The following is a 248-nucleotide window of genomic DNA, read 5'->3' on the forward strand; positions in this document are numbered from 1 at the left end:
TGTAAAGGAGAACGGAGCCTACCAGTTTAACCGCGACTTCTACTACTAATCGAGTTTAGTTCGGTACGGTGTGTATATATGTGCGCTGAACCTGAACTACCACCCCTAAACATTTTTGCCACAATGTTCAAAGAGATAAAATCTATCCCTTTAGCCACCTTCATGTCCCGACTCGGACATGAGCCGGTCAGACGGAGTGGGGACAAACTCTGGTATAAGTCACCGCTAAGACAGGAGCATACGCCATC

This window comes from uncultured Duncaniella sp. (genome assembly GCF_910578445.1).
Taxonomy (GTDB): domain Bacteria; phylum Bacteroidota; class Bacteroidia; order Bacteroidales; family Muribaculaceae; genus Duncaniella.